Source organism: Rhizobium mongolense subsp. loessense (genome assembly GCF_900099775.1).
In the GTDB taxonomy this organism is placed as follows: Bacteria; Pseudomonadota; Alphaproteobacteria; order Rhizobiales; family Rhizobiaceae; genus Rhizobium; species Rhizobium loessense.
Window position 1 is genome coordinate 321,981 of record NZ_FMTM01000001.1, and the last position, 18,617, is coordinate 340,597.

19 protein-coding genes and 1 pseudogene are annotated in these 18,617 nt (G+C 62.5%); 4 read left to right on the top strand and 16 right to left on the bottom strand.

Annotated elements, in window-relative coordinates:
• Positions 1–61: 61 nt before the first annotated feature.
• The 3 genes from BLP23_RS01625 to BLP23_RS01635 form a co-directional block, all read right to left on the bottom strand.
• Positions 62–1,468, bottom strand: a complete 1,407-nt coding sequence (locus tag BLP23_RS01625) for a sensor histidine kinase (RefSeq protein WP_092583260.1) — start codon at positions 1,466–1,468, stop codon at positions 62–64.
• On the bottom strand, positions 1,465–2,142 hold the full coding sequence (locus tag BLP23_RS01630; RefSeq protein WP_208603126.1) for a response regulator transcription factor: 678 nt from the start codon (positions 2,140–2,142) through the stop codon (positions 1,465–1,467). The genes BLP23_RS01625 and BLP23_RS01630 overlap by 4 nt, the downstream gene beginning before the upstream one ends.
• A 153-nt stretch (positions 2,143–2,295) precedes the next feature.
• Positions 2,296–3,858: a Do family serine endopeptidase gene (locus BLP23_RS01635; protein ID WP_092583261.1), complete on the bottom strand. Its 1,563-nt coding sequence runs from the start codon at positions 3,856–3,858 to the stop codon at positions 2,296–2,298.
• Between the two features lie 262 nt (positions 3,859–4,120).
• Here BLP23_RS01635 and BLP23_RS01640 point away from each other — a divergent pair, with 262 nt between their 5' ends.
• Both BLP23_RS01640 and BLP23_RS01645 read left to right on the top strand, forming a co-directional pair.
• Positions 4,121–4,711, top strand: a complete 591-nt coding sequence (locus BLP23_RS01640) for an ankyrin repeat domain-containing protein (RefSeq protein ID WP_092583262.1) — start codon at positions 4,121–4,123, stop codon at positions 4,709–4,711.
• Positions 4,712–4,753: 42 nt separating this feature from the next.
• Entirely contained in the window at positions 4,754–5,275 is a 522-nt protein-coding gene (locus tag BLP23_RS01645) for a YHS domain-containing (seleno)protein (protein ID WP_092583263.1), read from the top strand.
• A 2-nt stretch (positions 5,276–5,277) separates the two neighbouring features.
• On the opposite strand, the gene BLP23_RS01650 is transcribed toward BLP23_RS01645, so the two are convergent.
• The 10 genes and pseudogenes from BLP23_RS01650 to BLP23_RS35455 form a co-directional block, all read right to left on the bottom strand.
• The gene (locus tag BLP23_RS01650) at positions 5,278–7,494 is read right to left on the bottom strand and encodes an adenylate/guanylate cyclase domain-containing protein (RefSeq protein WP_092583264.1); all 2,217 of its coding nucleotides are present in this window, start codon (positions 7,492–7,494) and stop codon (positions 5,278–5,280) included.
• A gap of 93 nt (positions 7,495–7,587) precedes the next feature.
• Positions 7,588–8,043 carry a cytochrome c-type biogenesis protein gene (locus BLP23_RS01655; RefSeq protein WP_092583265.1) on the bottom strand — a complete coding sequence of 152 codons (456 nt, stop codon included), beginning with the start codon at positions 8,041–8,043 and terminating at the stop codon, positions 7,588–7,590.
• Positions 8,040–10,028 (bottom strand): heme lyase CcmF/NrfE family subunit, encoded by a 1,989-nt coding sequence (locus BLP23_RS01660; RefSeq protein WP_092583266.1) that lies wholly within the window; start codon positions 10,026–10,028, stop codon positions 8,040–8,042. Before BLP23_RS01660 ends, BLP23_RS01655 begins: the two co-directional genes overlap by 4 nt.
• Positions 10,025–10,477, bottom strand: coding sequence for a cytochrome c maturation protein CcmE (gene ccmE, locus BLP23_RS01665; RefSeq protein WP_092583267.1), 453 nt, complete (start codon positions 10,475–10,477; stop codon positions 10,025–10,027). The genes BLP23_RS01660 and ccmE overlap by 4 nt, the downstream gene beginning before the upstream one ends.
• Positions 10,474–11,610, bottom strand: coding sequence for a c-type cytochrome biogenesis protein CcmI (ccmI, locus tag BLP23_RS01670; protein ID WP_092583268.1), 1,137 nt, complete (start codon positions 11,608–11,610; stop codon positions 10,474–10,476). Before ccmI ends, ccmE begins: the two co-directional genes overlap by 4 nt.
• Before the next feature lie 115 nt (positions 11,611–11,725).
• The gene (locus tag BLP23_RS01675) at positions 11,726–12,118 is read right to left on the bottom strand and encodes a hypothetical protein (RefSeq protein ID WP_092583269.1); all 393 of its coding nucleotides are present in this window, start codon (positions 12,116–12,118) and stop codon (positions 11,726–11,728) included.
• Positions 12,119–12,236: 118 nt separating this feature from the next.
• Positions 12,237–13,640: a sensor histidine kinase gene (locus tag BLP23_RS01680; RefSeq protein ID WP_022714561.1), complete on the bottom strand. Its 1,404-nt coding sequence runs from the start codon at positions 13,638–13,640 to the stop codon at positions 12,237–12,239.
• Entirely contained in the window at positions 13,630–14,301 is a 672-nt protein-coding gene (locus BLP23_RS01685; protein WP_074060626.1) for a response regulator transcription factor, read from the bottom strand. The genes BLP23_RS01680 and BLP23_RS01685 overlap by 11 nt, the downstream gene beginning before the upstream one ends.
• Before the next feature lie 52 nt (positions 14,302–14,353).
• Entirely contained in the window at positions 14,354–14,602 is a 249-nt protein-coding gene (locus BLP23_RS01690) for a hypothetical protein (RefSeq protein WP_022714559.1), read from the bottom strand.
• Positions 14,603–14,819: 217 nt separating this feature from the next.
• Positions 14,820–15,001 (bottom strand): annotated as a pseudogene (locus tag BLP23_RS35455) (hypothetical protein); the annotation flags it as partial.
• Positions 15,002–15,167: 166 nt separating this feature from the next.
• Here BLP23_RS35455 and BLP23_RS01695 point away from each other — a divergent pair.
• The gene (locus BLP23_RS01695; protein ID WP_233426611.1) at positions 15,168–16,409 is read left to right on the top strand and encodes an MFS transporter; all 1,242 of its coding nucleotides are present in this window, start codon (positions 15,168–15,170) and stop codon (positions 16,407–16,409) included.
• A gap of 83 nt (positions 16,410–16,492) precedes the next feature.
• Here BLP23_RS01695 and BLP23_RS01700 read toward each other — a convergent pair whose 3' ends face one another.
• On the bottom strand, positions 16,493–16,801 hold the full coding sequence (locus BLP23_RS01700) for a Dabb family protein (protein ID WP_092583271.1): 309 nt from the start codon (positions 16,799–16,801) through the stop codon (positions 16,493–16,495).
• Positions 16,802–16,812: 11 nt separating this feature from the next.
• Positions 16,813–17,502 carry a hypothetical protein gene (locus BLP23_RS01705; RefSeq protein WP_092583272.1) on the bottom strand — a complete coding sequence of 230 codons (690 nt, stop codon included), beginning with the start codon at positions 17,500–17,502 and terminating at the stop codon, positions 16,813–16,815.
• A 129-nt stretch (positions 17,503–17,631) separates the two neighbouring features.
• On the opposite strand from BLP23_RS01705, the gene BLP23_RS34900 reads away from it, so the two are divergent.
• The gene (locus BLP23_RS34900; protein ID WP_267890060.1) at positions 17,632–17,763 is read left to right on the top strand and encodes a hypothetical protein; all 132 of its coding nucleotides are present in this window, start codon (positions 17,632–17,634) and stop codon (positions 17,761–17,763) included.
• Positions 17,764–18,107: 344 nt separating this feature from the next.
• Here BLP23_RS34900 and BLP23_RS01710 read toward each other — a convergent pair whose 3' ends face one another.
• Positions 18,108–18,581, bottom strand: coding sequence for a YcgN family cysteine cluster protein (locus BLP23_RS01710; protein ID WP_092584221.1), 474 nt, complete (start codon positions 18,579–18,581; stop codon positions 18,108–18,110).
• Between the last annotated feature and the right edge of the window lie 36 nt (positions 18,582–18,617).

The window sequence follows — 18,617 nt, forward strand, 5'->3', positions numbered from 1 at the left end:
CCCGTAATCAGCGCTGCCATATGTGCCCCTAACCTAGGGTGACAATCCGGGGCGGCCAACCCTAAGCAGGCTTGATGGGAAAAATCACGCTGACGGTAAGGCCACGGCCGTCTTCTTTTTCCGGATCTGTATCGGAAAGCTCCAGCGTGCCGCCATGCAGTTCCATCACCGCCTCGACCAGCGAAAGGCCGAGCCCCGTGCCCGGCTTGGACCGGCTCTCGTCAAGCCGCACGAAGCGCTTGACGACATCCACGCGCTTGTCGGCGGGAATGCCCGGCCCGTGGTCGGCGACCGAAAGGCAAATGCCGTCAGGCCGGCGCAGCAGCTTCAGGCTGATTTCACCGCCCTTGGCACCCCCGGAGTATTTGATCGCGTTGTCGATCAGATTGAAGATCGCCTGGCCGATCAATTCACGGTTGCCTTGGATGGATATGCCGGGTTCGATGCTGGATGTCAGCACCAGTCCGGCCTCATCCGCAACCGGCTCGTAAAGTTCGGCGCTGTCGGCAACAATCGTTGAAAGCTCGATTGGTGACATCTCCGCGGCGACAGAACCCGCTTCCACGCGCGAGATCATCAAAAGCGCATCGAAGGTTCGGATCAATTGATCGGATTCCGAGATGATCCCATCCAGAGCCAGGCGGCGCTGATCCTCATTGGCCGTGTCAATCGCATCAGCGGCCTTGTTGCGCAGACGCGTCAGCGGCGTCTTGAGGTCGTGAGCAATATTGTCGGAAACCTGCCGCAGGCCCTCGTTCAGCTTTTCGATGCGCTCCAACATCGTGTTCAGCGAAACCGACAGGCGGTCGAACTCGTCACCCGAACCACCGACCGGCAGGCGCTGCGAGAGGTCCCCCGCCATGATCTTCTTGCTTGCGGCGGACATGCGGTCGATCCGCTTCAGCGCGTTGCGGCCGATGCCAAACCAGATGATGATGGCGCCGAGGCCCATGATCGCAAGCGCGATCATCAGCGCCTGGCGCACCAGCACGCGGAAGCGCTCGGGCTCGCCGAGATCGCGGCCGACGAGAATGCGCAGGCCGTTGTCGAGGACGAAGATATTGGCGATCGCCATGTGGCGGCGGTCGATCCCGCTGTCGGCGTAACGTCGATAGAAGAAGGGAACTGAGGTCCAACCGGTTTCCTCAAAGACGCCCGGCTGCACCGAGGCGACGTTGCCCGCAAGGATATCGCCCGACGGGCCGGCGATGACATAGAGATTGGCGCCCGGCTGGCGCGTGCGGCGCTCCATCGCGCGCAGCAGCGCGTTCATGCCCCCCAGATCATACGCACGCCGGACCACATCGACTTCTTGCTGGACGGCCTCGCGGATCTGCCCGCTGAGCAGCCGCTGCGACATCGCCGTCACGTAGAAGACGAGCGTTGCGGCACAGATTGCGAAAAGCAGGATATAAAGGGCCGAAAGGCGGACTGCGGTGGACTTGAAGAGAACCCAAAAACGGCTCATCCCTCGTCCTTGATCATGTATCCCGCACCGCGGATCGTCTTCAGCAGCGGCCGGCTGAAGTCCTTCTCGATCTTCGAGCGCAGGCGCGAGACATGCACGTCGATGACGTTCGTCTGTGGATCGAAATGGTAATCCCAGACATGCTCGAGCAGCATGGTGCGCGTGACGACCTGCCCGGCATTCTTCATCAGATATTCGAGTAGGCGGAATTCGCGCGGCTGCAGCGGGATTTCCTTGCCGCCGCGTCGGACTTCATGGGAAAGCCGGTCGAGTTCGAGGTCGCCGACGCGGTAGACCACGTCCTGCTCCGGCGTCCCCTTGCGGCGGCCGAGCACTTCGACACGGGCGAGAAGCTCGCTGAACGCATAGGGCTTCGGCAGATAGTCGTCGCCGCCGGCGCGAAGGCCGGTCACGCGGTCATCGACCTGCCCCAGGGCGGAAAGAATGAGAAGCGGCGTATGAACGCCCTTACGCCGCAACTCGCTGATGACGGAGAGCCCGTCGCGGCGCGGCAGCATGCGGTCGATAACGATCACGTCGTAGGTGTTTTCGGACCCCATGAAGAGCCCGCTTTCGCCGTCGCTTGCATGATCGGCGATGATGCCCGCCTCGCGAAAGGCCTTCGTGAGGTAGGCCGCGGCTTCAAGATCGTCTTCGATGATGAGAATCTTCATCCGGCCGACATTACCTGCCGGTTGCGTTTGGGCAAGGCTCAAAGCGTCATCCTGTTGCAGTGGGGTCATCGCCATCGTCCTTGAAAAGGATGGAGAAAGGGAGCCGCGCGGAGGTTGGATCGCGGCTCCCCTTTTTTGGCCAAGGTGGGAGGGTTAGCCTTGGCCGTTGATCGGCAGCGCAACGAAGCGGCTGCCTTCCTGGGACTGGATCTGGAAGAGAGCCCGGGTGCGTCCGTCCTTCTTCGCCTGGTTCAGAACCTTGACGACATCATCGGCGGTCGAGACCTGCTGGTTGTTCACCGAGGTGATCTTTTCGCCTTGCTTGATGCCCTTGTCGGCAGCATCCGAATCCGCGTCGATGCCAGTGATCGTCAGGCCCTTGCCGTCATCTGAGGGGCCGACCGTCAGGCCGAGATCGGCAAGCGCCTTCTCGGATGCCGGTGCCTCAGGCTGCGGTGCCGGACCGCCATTGTCGTCGTTGGAAGCGTCCTTCTGGTCAATCGGCAAGGTGCCGAGTTCAACGGTGAGGGACTGAGCCTTGCCGTCGCGCCAGACCGACACTTCGACCTTGCTGCCAGGCTGCATGGCGCCGATTCGGCGGCTGAGATCGCGGGCATCCTTGACCGTTTCGCCATTGACGGCAGTAACGACGTCGCCAGCCTTCATGCCCGCCTTCTGGCCCGGCGTTCCATCTTGAGCCGAGACGACCAGCGCGCCGTTGGCTTCCGAAAGGCCGAGCGAATCGGCGATGTCCTTGGTAACCGGCTGGATTTGTACGCCGAGATAGCCGCGCGAAACCGTACCGTCCTTCATCAGGTCGGCAACGACGTCTCTGGCGGTCGAAGCCGGGATCGCGAAGGCGATGCCGACGCTGCCGCCCGACGGCGAGAAGATCGCGGTGTTGATGCCGACCACCTGGCCGCTGAGGTTGAAGGTCGGACCACCGGAGTTGCCGCGGTTCACGGCGGCGTCCACCTGCAGGTAGTCGTCATAAGGACCGGAGCCGATATCGCGGCCACGGGCCGAAATGATGCCTGCCGTTACCGTGCCGCCGAGACCGAACGGATTGCCGACCGCCACGACCCAGTCACCGACGCGGACATTATTGTCGTCAGCCCAGTTGACATAGGTGAACTTGCGGCCCTTGCCGTCAACCTTGAGTACGGCAAGGTCCGTGCGCGGGTCCCGCCCGATCAGCTTGGCGTCAAACTCGGTCCCGTCGGTCATGACGGCAACGAAGGCCGAGCCGTCGGAAACGACGTGATTGTTGGTGACGACATAGCCGTCCTCGGAAATGAAGAAGCCGGAGCCCTGCGCGACTGGGCGCAGGCGGCCCTTGCCATCCGGCGGGCCAAACCTTCTGTTGGGACCGCCCTGCGGACCGTTCGGGCCTTGTTCGCCGAACTGCCTGAAGAAGCGCTTCAGCGGGTGGTCGTCGGGAAGATCGTCGAAACCGCGGCCGTTGAAATCGAACGCGAAGCCGTCGGTGCTGTCGGAGGCCGGATTGATGCGGGATTCAACGCGAACGGAAACGACGGCCGGGGAAACGGCGTCGACGACATTCGCAAAGCTCGGGACCGACGGAGCTTGAACATTGACGGCTTCGGCGTAGGAACGCGTGATCTCAAGCGGCACACCGGTTGCAAACACGGCGGCAGCGAGACCTGCGACAGTGGACGCCTTCAGCATCGTTTTGAGGGAGGGGGTCTTGAACATTTTAGGCACCTTCTCTTCTTCTTCTCTTCGTCCCGGCCAATGCCGGATCGGTCGATGGATGAAGATATAGGATGCCGCACCTTACTGCGAACTGTCCGCATAATGAAAAATTCGTAATGTAGGGCCAAACGCTGTATAAATTTCAGTGCCCGAGGCAACCTCGACGGGTTGAGGCGCCGTACTTCTTGCTCCCTTAGATATATTCATGATATCTTAAATATTCTTCCACTCCGACGAGGATGCCTTGCGGCAGGGTCATGCGATGAGGGTTGTCGGAACATCTGCGTTGAGTGTCTTGCTTGGGATCTCGCTCGCCTGGGCTGGTCCTCTGCACGATGCGGCAAGAGACGGCAATCGCGAACATGCCGGCCAGCTTATCGATCAGGGCGCGAATATCGCCGAGCCGGATGCGGCAGGAGAGCCGCCTCTACTGATCGCGGCACTTGCCGGAAACAAGGATATCGTCGCACTTCTGCTCGAAAAAGGCGCCGATATCGAGATCAGAAACAAGGGCGGGCTGACGGCGTTGCACGCGGCCGCCTATGGCGGGCACCTCGATGTCGTTGAACTGCTCGTATCGAAGGGTGCGCTGATCAATGATGAAAAGAATTTCTACCATATGTCGCCGCTTCATGCTGCGGCCGAAGAAGGTCATGCCGATGTCGTCGCCTTTCTCGTCGCGCACAAGGCAAACATAGAGGCAAAGGAACGCAACGGCTACACGCCGTTGACGCAGGCCGGATGGCGATCCCACTGGGATGCCGCAGACCTGCTGTTGAAAGCGGGCGCTGTTTGCCAGCAGGCCGACCTGGTCGGCGACTGGCTGTACGGCGAGTGCACGAAGCGGAAATAACGCTTGCTGCATCTCATCGCCCGAACTGGGAGAATGGACAAGATGTCATATCGCAAGCAGACAGGCAGCCCTGCCGCCTATATTATCGCTGGCGCCGCGATCCTCTTGGCGTTTACGCAACCGGCAGCGGCGGAAGAGCCGGTGAATACCGGCTATTTCGGGGACGTGGCGATCAAGGGCTACGATCCGGTGGCCTATTTCACCGAGAACAAAGCCGTGGAAGGATCTCCGGTCTACTCGTATCGCTGGCTGGGTGCCGAATGGCATTTCACCAGTTCCGAAAACCGCGACCGCTTTATTGCCGAACCCGGCAAATATGCGCCTCAATACGGCGGATATTGCGCTGACGGCGTTTCCTTCGGAACCGTCACGACCAATATCGACCCGAAGGCATGGCGGATCATCGATGGTAAGCTCTATCTGAGTTACGATCCCGGTGCCGCGGAAGGCTTCGAAAAGAAGCCGACCAAGGTCGTCGACTCCCAAAAGCACTGGTCGGAGGTGCAGAGCACCCTGATTTCCGACAAGGTGAGCAAGGACTGGCAGCATATGTCGGCCAAGTGAATTCACGGCGTTAGCGAGAAGAACTTCAGCGCCTGCGGGGTTACGTGAACATACTGGGCGCCGCCTTGTCCGGCGTCCTTGTTTCTGTAAACCTGCCCGCACACCATGCGATCGAGAAAATAGCCGCCGAACCGCTCGCAGAGCCTGTTTCCCTGCACCTCCACCGTGCCGGTGATGTTGGTATTGGCGCTGCGGTAAGCGGTATTGCCCGCCTTGTCGAAATACTGGACGAACACCGTTCCGTTTTTGTGTTTTCCGCTCCATGTCTTGTCGCTGATCAGGTTGTGCAAGGCGTCTGCATCAAGCTGATCAGCTTCCGAACCGTCGAACCCAAAGGGCCATTCCGGAATCCCGGCCGCGCGCAATCCCGCCAGATGATGCTCCAGGTCGTCTTCGCGCCAGTAGTCGTAGAGATAATTGTAGTAGGTAAGGTTGGCGTCCGGAAACAGTTCCAGAAGCTTGGCCTTTTCCTGGGCGCCGCGAACCCGGTCCCCTTCATACGCATAGGCTGCCGTCAGGTACTCGCGCGCAGGCTCTGCGTTTGGCAGCGCATCCCGCGCCGCCTCGATGAGCGGAATTGCGCGCCTGTTGTCCCGCGCGGTGTAAAAGACGATTCCGGCCAGCAGCCGGAAGCTCGACGGTGGAGCGGGATCGAGCCGCAAAGCCTTTTCCATCTCAGCGATTGCTTCGTCGTGACTACCCGTATGGACGAGGATCAAAGCCAGGTTGCCGAAGGCCTCCGCACTGTTGGGCTGCGCCTGCACCGCCCGGTTTGCCGACTCCCGCGCTTCCGCGGCCCGGCCGTCAACCAGCTGCAGCAGGGCGAGAACGGTGTGGGCGCGCGCATTGTCGGGGTCGAGCTTGAGCGCTTGTCCGGCCGCATCATAGGCAATCTTGCGCGCCACCGCCGCCGACCAGAGAAAGTTGTAGTCGTTACGCCAGACGTCGACGGCAACGCGCGCAATGCCGGCATGCGCATCAGCAAAGTTCGGATCGAGATCGATCGCCTTCTGATAATAGGACAGCGTGCGACGATAGGTTTCCACGTCGCTGTAGGCGAGACCCTCCTGCTCCGCCCGCATGTAGTAATCGTAGGCTTCCAGATTGTCGCTCGGTATCCGCTCCAGCTGGGTACGCTCGCCCTCGCTGAGTTCCACTGCAAGCGCGGAGATGATCCTGCCGGTGACGTCGTCCTGAATTGCGAATAGATCGGCATATTGGCGGTCGTAGCGCTCGGCCCAAACCGAAAGCCCGCTCAGCGCGTCGATCAGCTTGACGTTGATCCGCAGCCGCGGCCCCGCGCGCTGCAACGTGCCTTCGAGCACGTAGTGGACGCCGAGTTCCGCCGCGACATCCTGAATCTTGCCTGCACCGTTCTGAATGGCAAATACCGAATGCCTGGCGATGACGAAGAGTCCCGAAACCTTGGACAGCTCCGTGATCAGGTCGTCGGTCAGCCCCTGGGCCAGATGATCCTGCTCCGTATCACCGCTGACATTGATGAACGGCAACACCGCCACCGAAGGTTTGTCCGGCAGGGGATAGGCGAAGCGCTCGACCAGCGTTGGCGTCAGGCCAAGCTCCCACGGCTGCCACCAGTAGGCTGTGGCAGCGGCCAAAAGCAGGACGGCAATGGCAGCCGCTAGGCCGGCAGGCATCCTCAACAGACGCTTGACGCTTCTAGGTAATATCTGGGCTTTATTCGGTTCCAGTACGACCTGGTAGACGCGGATCGGCTCGACGATGCCCTTCACTTTTTGTCTGCCAAGCGAGGAGTAGCCGACATCAAGCTTGGTTTTTACCTGATCGTAAGTCGTGCCGGAGATCGCAATCCCTCCCGGCTCGGCCAGCGCCTGTATGCGGTCTGCGATATTGACGCCATCACCCTGAATGTCGTCGCCTTCGACAATGATGTCTCCAAGGTTGACGCCGATGCGGAAATCGAGCCGCAACGCTCCATCGCCGGATGCTTTTCGCAATGCCTTCTCGCGCTGTACGTCCATTGCGCAATGCAAGGCGTCGACAACGCTGTGAAATTCAACAAGCAGGCCGTCGCCCATGGTCTTCACAAGCCGGCCGTGATGTTCGGTGATCTTGGGCAGGAAGATGTCGTCCATGTCCGCCTGAAAGCAGCGACGCGTGCCCTCTTCGTCGATCTGGCTCAAACGGCTGTAACCGGCGACGTCAGCGATCAGAATTGCTGCAAGACGGCGCTCCATGTCTTCCCCGCATGCTGCGATGGCTCCCGGGCGCGCATCTTACCGCAGGTTGATTGGCGAAGCCATTATGCTGTCAGCAAGATGCGGGTGTGATCATTTGCCGAGCAGTTCGTCGAGCTTTGCCTGCTCCTCCGCAGTCAGAGGGCTACCGGTCGGCTTTCCCGCATGCCGCCGCGCGAAGACCAGGAGCGAGATGCCACCTACGATGATTAGGAGCACTGGTGCACCCCAAAGCAGGACGGTTCTGGTGCTGAGCCTTGGCTTCAGCAGCACGAATTCGCCGTAGCGCGAGACGATGTAGCTCAGCACCTCCTCGTCGGTGTCGCCATCGGTGATGCGCTCGCGCACCAGCAGCCTGAGGTCCTTGGCAAGGTCGGCATTGGAATCGTCGATCGACTGGTTCTGGCAGACCATGCAGCGCAGTTCAGCCGACAGCGCCCGGGCACGCGCCTCGAGCGCCGGGTCGGCCAGCACCTCGTCGGGATTGACGGCAAAGGCTGGTGCTGCAGAAAGACACAGCGCGATGGCGAGGAGGATCGGCCGGATCATTGCGCCGCCTCCAGGACCGGTTTTGCCGGTTTTGCCTTGCGGCGCGGGGCGCCGACGCGCAGCCGCCGGTCGGAAAGCGACACGAAGCCACCCCCCGCCATCAGCAGCGTCCCGCCCCAGATCAACAGGATGAACGGCTTCCACCAGATGCGCACGACGATGCCGCCGTCCCTGGTCGGATCGCCGAGCGACACGTAGAGCTGGCTTGCCCCGAAGGTCAGGATACCGGCTTCCGTCGTCGGCATCTGCCGGGCGGCATAAAGACGCTTCGCCGACCAGGTCTCGGCGACCTCGGCGCCGCCGCGCCGCACCGTGAAGTGTCCGCGCTCCTCGCTATAGTTCGGCCCTTTCGCCGGCCTCAGACCGTCGAAGGAAAGCGTGTAGCCACCAGCCTCGGTGGTCTCGCCCGGCTTCATCTCGAGCACATGCTCGGTCGAAAAGGCCGACACCGCAACGATGCCGATGACGCTGACGCCAAGTCCGGCATGCGCAAGTGCGGTGCCGAAGGCCGAGCGCGGCAGGCCTGTCAGCCGCTTCCAGGCGACATGCGCCTTCACCTTGCCGATGCCGGCGCGGTACCAGAGGTCGGCAGCCGCACCTGCGACCAGGAACAGTCCGGCCGCCAGCCCGAGCACCGACAGCACCGGCCCGCCGTGCTCGATGTAGAAGACAGCGAGTGCCGCGGCAAAGGCAATCCCTGCCACGACATAGAGCCGCTGCAGCACGCCCAGAAGATCGCCGCGCTTCCAGGCAAGCAGCGGCCCGAACGGCACGGCGACGAGCAACGGTGCCATCAACAGCCCGAAGGTCATGTTAAAGAACGGCGCGCCAACCGAGATCTTGTCGCCGGTGAGCGTCTCCAGAAGCAGCGGATAGAGCGTCCCGGTCAAGACGGTGCCGCAGGCAACCGTCAGGATCAGGTTGTTCAGCACCAGGGCGCCTTCGCGCGAGACCGGCGCAAACAGGCCGCCCGCACTCAAACGCGGTGCGCGAAACGCAAACAGCGACAGCGCCCCGCCGATGAAGAGCATGAGAATGCAGAGAATGAAGACGCCGCGGCTCGGGTCGCTGGCAAAGGCATGCACCGAGGTCAAGACGCCGGAGCGCACCAGGAAGGTGCCGAGCAGCGACAGCGAGAAGGTGAGGATCGCAAGCAGCACGGTCCAGATCTTCAGCGCCTCGCGCTTTTCCATCACCAGCGCCGAATGCAGCAGTGCGGTTCCGGCAAGCCACGGCATGAAGGAGGCGTTTTCGACCGGATCCCAGAACCACCAGCCGCCCCAGCCAAGTTCGTAATAGGCCCAGTAGGAGCCCATGGCGATGCCGAGCGTCAGGAAGGTCCAGGCCGCCAGCGTCCAGGGCCTGACCCAGCGCGCCCAGGCGGCGTCGATCCGGCCTTCCATCAAGGCGGCGACGGCAAAGGAGAAGCACACCGAAAAGCCGACATAACCGAGATAAAGCAGCGGCGGATGGATGGCGAGCCCGATATCTTGCAGCACCGGATTGAGGTCGCGCCCCTCGGCCGGCGCCGGATCGAGGCGGACGAACGGGTTGGAGGTCAACAGGATGAAGAGGATGAAGGCGGCGGAGATCCAGGCCTGAACCGAAAGCACATTGGCCTTCAGCCTGTCCGGCAGATTGCCGCCGAAGAGCGCCACCAGCGCGCTGAACAGCGCAAGGATCAGCAGCCACAGCATCATCGAGCCTTCGTGATTGCCCCAGACGCCGGAATATTTGTAGATCAGCGGCACCAGCGAATGCGAGTTCTCCCAGACGTTCCGGACGGTAAAGTCGGAGACCACATGGGCATAGGTCAAAACGCCGAAGGAGAAGGTCACGAGCGCAAAGAGCACGATGGAGCCGAGCGGCGCGACATCCATCATCGCCTGGTCAAGCCTGCGCGCGCCGATTGCCGGCACCAGCGAAACAACGATCGCTGCCGCCAGCGCCAGGACAAGTGCGTAGTGGCCGATCTCGATGATCATTGCGTATTCTCGCCTTCCTGCCACAGACCCTGCGCCTTCAGCCGGTCGGCAACGTCCTTCGGCATGTATTTCTCGTCATGCTTGGCAAGCACCGTGTCGGCGATGAACTCCCGGCTGCCGGCCGCAAACCGGCCCTCGGTGACGACCCCCTGCCCTTCGCGGAACAGGTCGGGCAGGATGCCGGTATACTTGACCTTCACCGCATCGCCGCTGCCGTCGGTGACGGCAAATTCCACCGTCGAGCCTGCGCCGCGCACGACGCTGCCCTCGCCGACCAGCCCGCCGAGGCGGATGCGCGTCTCCGGCGCCACCGGTGTTTTGGCAAGGTCGGCCGGCATGTAGAAATAGGCGACCGACTGGCTGAAGGCGAACATGACGAGCAGCACCGCGGCGAGGATGAAGCCCATGCCGCCGCCAATCACCGCCAGGCGCTTCTGCTTGCGCGTCATTCCGTTCCTCCTTCCGCCGCAATGCCGAGTTCGTGCGCCAGCGCCATCAGCTGCCTGCCCTCTTCCCCGTCGGCCGGAAAGGCTCCCAGGGCGCGCTTCAGCGCGCTTGCGGCACGATCCTTGTCGTTCAAGACGGCATAGGAGCGGACAAGCCGCATCCAGCCCTCGAAATTGTTCGGGTCTGCGACAAGCTTCGCATCGAGGCTCTCCACCATGCCGCGGATCATCTGCTGCTGCTCACTGCTGCTCATATCCTGCGCCGCTGCGACATCTTCCTCTGTCGGATTGCCCGGCGCCTTGCCGTCCGCCACCACCGGAGCGCCGCCGTTTTTGGCGATATGCTCGTTGACGAGCGGCAGCCATGGCGCATCGGCGGGCGATTCTTTCGCCAACGCCTCGAAGGCCGCCTTCGCCTGCCCCGTTTGTCCCGCCTGTTCCAGGCCCAGCGCCACGTAGAACCTCGCTCGCGGATTGTCAGGCTCGAGCGAAAGCGACTGCTCCAGCGCCTTGCGGCTCTCCTCGGTCACCACGCCGCCAGCGCCCGCCATCAGCGTTTCGGCCAGCCCGTCGAGACGGATCGGGCTCGGCCCAAGCAGCCGGATCGCATTGCGGTAGGCCTTCTCCGCATCGGCGATGCGCTGCGCATTGTAATAGATCGGCGCCAGAACATCCCAGCCCCTGCCGTCTTCCGGATCCTCCGCCAGATGACGCTCCGCCTTCACAATCAGCATCGCCATGTCGTTGCCAGGTTCCGCCAGCCGATCCGCCAACGGCCGCGACGGAACATCAGGACGCCCGAGCGGCAAGTAAAGACAGAGCCCGAGTACCGGCAGCAGCAAGAGAACGAAAGCCTCGCTGAAACGGTGCGGGCGAACGGTCTTGCGTTCCGCCTTCGGCTCGGCAGCCGAGACGGCAATCAGCCTGCGGCCGATTTCGGCCCGCGCATAATCAGCCTCGTCGGCCGAAATCAATCCGCCAGCCAAATCGCGATCAAGTTCGCGCAACTGATCGCGGTAGACCGCCGCTTCGCCGGCACGGTCATCGTCAGCCGCCTTCGCGCCGCGCAAAAGCGGATAAAGCATCAAGGCGGCAACGGCCGCGGTCATCGCGGCCACCAAAATCCAGAACATCATACCGGCCCAAATACTTGAAGCGCGGGGCCATTCCAACTGGCAAAGTCGGAATGACGAAGATTTGAGGCGTTTGGCCGCAATTTCAGAAGGACGTTATCTGCAGCAACGGCCGAAGTCAGCCAAGCGGCGACCAGCTTCCGTCACTGTTGCGGCAGGCCGCGCCACGCGTAACGATGTCCTTGCTGTCCGCAGTCAGCGTATGCGTATATTGACGGCAGTTCTGCGAACCCACCTGATAGGGTGCGGCCGCCACAACCTTACCGCTTACATTGCGCCCGCTCCAGACGACCGGCTGGCCGACACCAGCGCCTTCGAGCGCCCGGTATTCGGCCTCGAGGGCCCGCTGCTTGTCGCTGTCGCTCAGCTGCACGCCGCTGCGGCCGGCAATCCCGCCCTGCAGCGCCGTGATGAACGACGCCGATGCCGAAGGCCTGGAGGTCGTGCACGACGACAGCGCAACGGCAACGAGAAGCGAAGAAACGATCAAAACATTCGGTCGTAACATCATTCGGTCAAACCAGCATCGGGGTGTGAATCAGTGCCGCCAGATGCGCATCGCCCCATGTCGGCATTAAGGCAAAGCATGCTATGCAATTGCCTATGTCTTTGTGGCATCAAGCAATTGCTCATGCAACATCCTTTGTGACGCCGGGCAGGATTAGCCGCGCCTTCAGGCCGCCCCACTCCCCGCGGGAGAGCTCGAGCCGGCCCTGATATTCGTTGGAAATCTCCGTTACGATCGAAAGCCCGAGGCCCGTTCCCGGCTTGCTCTCGTCCAACCGCCGCCCGCGCTTCAGCGCCTCCCGGATCTGGTCGGGCTCCAGTCCCGGTCCGTCGTCCTCGATGACGAGCTCCACCCAGTGCCGCCGCGCGCTTGCTTCGGCACCCTTCACATCCTCGGCCGCTTCGGCTGCGCTGAGCCGAACCTTTGTCGTGGCAAAACGAGACGCATTCTCCAAAAGGTTGCCGACGGTCTCTTCCAGATCCTGCTGCTCCATGGCAACCGCGAGGTTCTGGGGCGTCACGTTGAGCTCGAATTCCTTGTCGCCATTGAGCCGCCGCATCACGCGCACCAGCCGCTCCAGCGCAGGTTCCGCGTCCGTACGCGCCAGCACCGATTCGCGCTGTGCGGCGATGCGTGCCCGGTTGAGGTAGGATTGCACCTGTCCCTGCATCGCTTCTGCCTGGCTGCGCACCAGCTCGCCGTGCGAGCGCTCCAGCACCCTTGCCTCGTTAAGCAGAACCGCAATCGGCGTTTTCAGCGAATGCGCCAGGTTGCCGACCTGCATCCGGGCGCGCTCGACGATGCGACGGTTGCTGTCGATCAGCGCATTCACCTCGTTGGCAAGCGGTAGGATTTCCCGCGGGAAATCGCCCTTCAGCAATTCACTCTCTCCCGCCCGGATGCGCTCCAGCGCCGCGCGCGCCTTGTCGAGCGGCTTCAAGCCGTAGAGAATGGCAAGCGCATTGACGATCAGGCTTCCGACCCCGAAGCCTGCAAGCGCCAGATAGAGGCTGTGGGAGAAGTTGCTGACGTCGCTCTCGACGACCTCGACATTGCCCGACACCCTGAAGCGCGCAGCGCGTCCGTCCGTGTCGAGCACCACTTCGGTTTCCGCCACCTGCACGCGGTTTCCGGTCGCGTCCGTCACCTGGTAGTAGCGCTCGTAGTTCTTGTCGAAGGGCGCTTCCAGCACGGAGGGAACGGGGATTGTCGCCGATCCCAGCGAAGGCGACACCAGCGGCGCCGCCGTGTAGGTTCCGAGCGGTTCCACCACCCAGTACCAGCCGGTCCTCGGCTGGGCGAAGCGCAGGTCGCCGAGTTGGGGGCTGCCGCTCAGCGCGCCCTGATCGCCGATCGTCACGGAGTTGATGACGTTATAAAGCTGGGCGCGCAGCAGATCCTGGAACCCGCGCTCGGCGCTGCGGCGGTAAAGCGTGGATATCAGCAGGCCGATCACCACAAGCGCCACGGTCGACCAGACGGTCGTCAGAAGCAGAACGCGTGCGGTGAGCGACTTAATGCGCATTGTTCGGCGCTTGGATGCGGTAGCCGAGACCGCGCACCGTTTCGATCAGGTCCACGCCCATCTTCTTGCGCAGGCGGCCGACGAATACCTCGATCGTATTGGAATCGCGATCGAAATCCTGGTCGTACATGTGCTCGACCAGCTCCGAGCGCGAAACCACCTCGCCCATATGGTGCATCAGATAGGCAAGCAGCCGGTATTCGTGCGAGGTGAGCTTCAGCGTCACGCCGTTGACCATCGCCTTGGAGGTCTTGGTGTCGAGCCGCACCGGGCCGCAGATGATCTCCGAAGAGGAATGCCCGGCCGCACGGCGGATCAGGGCGCGAATGCGCGCCAGCACTTCCTCGACATGGAAGGGCTTGGTCACGTAGTCATCGGCCCCGGCATCGATGCCGGCGACCTTGTCGCTCCAGCGGTCGCGGGCCGTCAGGATCAGAACCGGCACACCGCGGCCGGCACCGCGCCACTTTTCAAGGACGGTCACGCCGTCCATCTCCGGCAGGCCAATGTCGAGGATGATCGCGTCATAAGGCTCGGTGTCACCGAGGAAATGTCCTTCCTCGCCGTCGAAGGCCTGATCGACGACATAGCCCGCCTCCTTCAGCGTATCGGCGAGCTGCCGGTTCAGATTGACATCGTCTTCGACTACCAGAATGCGCATCGGTCCGCTTTCACCTCAAGTGTATCATTGGTGTTTCATAGGCCGATTCCGCCTACATCGGAACCCTGACGGTCACCTTGCGTGGACGCTGGCCATTGCCTTGGACGAGAACGGTGATGATGCAGGTGTTGCCGGATGGCTGCACGGATAGAAGCTGCCCGCCCGTCTGCTCGACGACCTGCTCAGCCGCCGCGCTGCAATCGCCTGCGACGCGCACGATCAGACCGCGCGGTTCGTCCGGTGAGGGCGCCGATACCGCCAGCCCGGCGGCCAAAACTACGACGCTCAAGGGAGAGGCCATGTGCATGCTTCCAACGTAATTCCAACTTGGTCCGACTATGTACTCACGTGACCTGAATGGCAAATGAATGCCCTGTAACGCCGGATGTTTAGAACAATTCTGGACTGTAGTTTCCCACAACTTCTACAGCCGAAAGACGAGAGGGCAGGATGCCCTGAAAGCACGGATGTCCCGCCCTGAGATTTCCTCAGCGAACCACCTGCCGGGCCGCAAGATGGCAGGTCACGCGCTCGTCGGGATATGCTGCCTGGCCTGCGCCACCGTAAGGATCGGGCAGCGAATTTCTCTCGGTGATGGCCATCGCGAAGGGATAAGGGAAGACCTTAATCCCCGCGCCTTCAGATGGGCAAGCACCGAGACCACATTCGCATCGTCCGGCGTCCCGCCATAGGCCGGCCCACGGTTCATCGGCGCATCAAATAGCTTCGCCGCAGGGCGCAGCCTTCAAGGACGAGGGCATGCCCTACCAGTCAGGCGAGGCGCCGTTCCGTTGCCGCGGCTTTCGCCGCACATGCGAAACTGCTATTGCCCCATATCCTCAACTCCCAAATCCGTTTCAGCACGAATGTCCAAATTCCCCTTGCGCTCGGCGCAGACGATCGCCGTGCTTGCAGTCAGCCAACTCATCGGCTGGGGCACCACCTTCGATATGCTAGGCGTCTTGGGCCGCGTCGTCGCCCCCGATCTCGGACTGCCGAACGAAGTGGTCTTCGCCGGCCTCACCGTCATGATGGTCGTCAGCGCCATTGCCGGCCCCGCGACCGGCCGCTGGCTCGCGCGCTTTGGTGCAGCCCGCGTGCTTGCCGCATCCTCGGTCACCTTCGCGACGGGCCTGCTAATGCTTGCCGCCACGCATGGGGTCGTCCTCTATGCGGCTGCCTGGATCGTCATCGGCCTCGGCGGTGCGCTCGGCCTTTCAGCGCCCGCCTATACCGCCGTCGTCGAGCGAGAAGGCCTGAACGGCAAGCGGATCATCGCCATCCTCATGCTCTTCACCGGCCTGTCAGCAACGCTCTTCTGGCCGGTCCTGACGCTGGTGACGGACGCCTATGGCTGGCGCGTCGCCTTCATCTTCTCGGCGGCACTTCACGTTTTCGTCTGCCTGCCGCTTCATCTTTTCGCGCTGCCGAAGCCCGCCGCAACGCACACGCATGGCACTGCTGCGGATATCGCACCGATCGCGCTATCGCCGCGTGAGCGCCGCAAGGCCTTCCTGCTGCTTGCCACCTCGACGACGCTCGGCACCTTCATCAGCTTCGGCATTGCGCCGTCGCTGATCGAAATCTTCCGCCAGTCCGGCGCCTCGCCGGCGCTTGCCCTGCAGCTCGGTTCCGCCCGCGGCGTCATCGGCATTTCCGCCCGCGGGCTCGACATGCTGCTCGGCAAACACGGCAACCCGATCCTCACCTCGGTCATGGGCATCAGCCTCGTGCTAGTGAGCTTCCTCATGCTTTTGCTGTGCGGCGCCTCGACGCCGCTGCTTGTCGCCTTCATCGTGATGTACGGCTTCGGCTCCGGCGTGCTTGCCGTTGCCCGTGCGCTGCTACCACTCGCCTTCTTCTCGCCCCGCGAATACGGCCTGCAAGCCGCCCGGCTCTCGCTGCCGCAAAACCTCGCCAACGCCATCGCCCCCGTCATGTTCACCGCCACCCTCGACCGCGCCGGCACCGGTTTGACGCTCACCATCTGCGCAGCGCTCGCCGCCCTCGCCCTGGTCTCCGTTTTCATGCTGGCGGGAATGGTCAGGTCGTCAAAGCAGCTGGTTCGCGAGGAGAGAGTAAGGGGTGAGGGGCAAAAGTTCACGTGAAGCGCGAAACCTCAAACGATCCGCAATCAAACGCTTTTCATGGTCGGGAGAGCCACAGGGCCGCTGCAAACGGTCAATCGCAATCAGCCGAGCGGCTGCCTTACCGCTGTCTCGACATCGTAATCCGCTGCGATCCGCATTTCCCGGACCGGCCGCACGAGTTCAATCGAGCGCTGGTAGTCAGGATGGGCCTTATAAGCCGCAAGTGCCGCCTCGTCGTCGAATTCGCCGTAGACCACCAGGTCGACATCGGTGCCGAGCTGGTCGGTCTTCACGTTGGTGCCGATCTCCAGCAGCCGCGCATGCGGTATCGCCGTGAGCACCGAAAGCCCGGCGCGCACCGTCTCGAGGTTTTGCGCGCTTGCGGTGAAGAAAACGATATGGCGGATCACCGGGGCACTCCTCATCTTCGACAAAGCCGCGCGATAGCACGCGCAAGCCACCCCTTCAACCGCTGCAGAATGCCTGGCGCCTCTGCGCCGCGCAGGGCCGCATGGAAGGCCCGGCCGTATTCGGCGAGCTTCTCGGCCCGGTCCGTGCCGTTGACGATGCGGCGTGCGTTCACCCAGTCTTCCTTTTCGGCGTTCAGGTGGTCGGCAAGCCTGTGCCCGGTGAAACTGCCAACCAGCATCCCCTCGATCAGGATCGTCACGGCGGCCACCATCTCCATCGCCCTGTCCGGCTCGGCGACGAGGTCGATGCCGGTGATCGCACTCATCGCCTCGTAGTTGCGCTTGTGGGTGAGCTGAACCAGCCCGCGCCCCAGCCAGCACTTTCCGTCCTCGTCGGGCTTCCAGTAAACGGCCTTCACCCAGGAAAGCTTGCCCGCCGCATAGGCGCGGTCGAGAATCTCGATCGCCTTTGCGTCGCTGCCCGCCAGCGTCTCACGCACCGGCTGCATCGTGAAGGCCGTCTCGTGGAAAGCCGTCGCCAGGATATAGGCCAGCCACCGCCAGTCCGCCTGCGGCATGCGTTCCTCGAAGGAGTCGAGAATCGCCGTCATGCCCTCGACCTGTCCCTCGGAAAGGGTGCCTTTGAACAGGCTTTGCCGCACAGCATCGAAGAAGAATGTCCGGTCGATGTGGATAACCATGGAAACTGACCTGGCCCTAATCGATTAAAATAATTTCAATCGTTTAAAGCGTTTAAACCCCTGATTTACACCGCATTTGGCCTATGTCATGCGTTTCCTGTCGAAGCTCGCCGAAGGACAGGAGACCGAATGCAAACGCCCGCCAACAGCCAGCCCACCATTCCCCAGCACCTCGTCGACCAGATGGAAAACGAGTGGCGCCAGATCCGCCCGACGCGCGAAACGCCGCGCCCGGCGCCACAGCCGCCCAAGCAGCGATAAACCCATAAAACTCAAAAGGCGAGGCCGAGGATCCTTCAAATCCCCGCACCTCGGCTCGCCGCCGCCGTCCCAGCACCAGCGCCGTCAGCGCCAAGACCAGCGCATCCGGCCTGTCGGGCGAGCAGCCGCCCGAACGCCCGTAACGCGCTGGACAAAGCCCTTCCGCCGGCAGCCGTCACAACCCCGCCATTTCCTCGATCGCCTCCGCCCCCGCGCCGAGTTCCACGGCAATCCCCGCATCGGAGGCGCGCGTGCCGTCGGCAACGAGTGCCGACTTCCCTGAGGTCTGTTGACACTTTCCCGTCCTCCAGGTTCGAACGCTTCGCCGCCGCTTAGGCCAGCGTCTACCTCTTAGCTCGCTCGCCGTCGCCCACCGTCAGCGGCCAGTCGACGATATAATCCTCCAGGTCGTCGGGATCGATCTCCGTCTCGCTGATCGTCCGCCCGCGGGCGGAAATGCCGGCCTGGTGCACGGTTTCCGGGTCGCCGGAAACCAGTCGATGCCACCAGTAAAGATCGCGCCCCTCGTTCACCAGCCGGTAGCCACAGGTCGGCGGCAGCCAGGCGATTTCCTGCACGTTCGCCTTCGTCAGCTGCACGCAGTCCGGCACGAAATCCCGCCGCTTCTCGTAGTTCGAACAGCGGCAGCTTTGGCCGTCAAGGAGCTTACAGGCAACGGAGGTGAAGTAGACGTCGCCCGAATCCCACTCCTCCAGCTTGTTGAGGCAACAGAGCCCGCAGCCGTCGCAGAGGCTTTCCCATTCCTCGCGGTTCATTTCGTTCAGCGTTTTCCGCTTCCAGAAGGGTAGTTCGTTCATCATTCGTTTTCTTTGCAACAGCCTCCGCAAATCCGC